The sequence below is a fragment of the Achromobacter sp. SIMBA_011 genome, assembly GCF_046535435.1.
Classification (GTDB): domain Bacteria; phylum Pseudomonadota; class Gammaproteobacteria; order Burkholderiales; family Burkholderiaceae_B; genus Achromobacter; species Achromobacter dolens.
This window is the reverse complement of sequence record NZ_JAWRWN010000241.1, coordinates 1-302: the sequence shown is the minus strand read 5'-3', so window position 1 is coordinate 302 and position 302 is coordinate 1. Positions and strand designations below refer to the sequence as shown.

Sequence of the window (302 nt, the reverse complement as noted above, 5' to 3'; positions counted from 1 at the left end):
GCGATCCCCAGCAGCAGGCGCAGCACATAGAAGGAGGTCTCGCCCTGGACGAAAGCCATGGCAGCGGAGATCAGCCCCCAGGTCACCATGATCCGGGCGATCCAGAAGCGCGCGCCGACGCGATGCATGATCAGGTTGCTCGGGATCTCGAACAGCGCGTAGGGCAGGAAGAACAGGCCGGCGCCGAGCCCGTAGGCCGCGGATGAAATGCCGAGATCGACGCCCATCGAGTGCTTTGCGAAGGCGATGTTGGTGCGGTCGAGGAAGCTGATCACGTAGGCGGCGATCAGCAGCGGCATGAG

The 302-nt window shown here is 64.2% G+C and carries 1 protein-coding gene; it reads right to left on the bottom strand.

Annotated elements, in window-relative coordinates; genetic code table 11:
• Window positions 1-302, bottom strand: a 302-nt coding sequence (locus SB816_RS30760) for an MFS transporter (RefSeq protein WP_410548088.1), incomplete at both ends; no start/stop codon positions are given.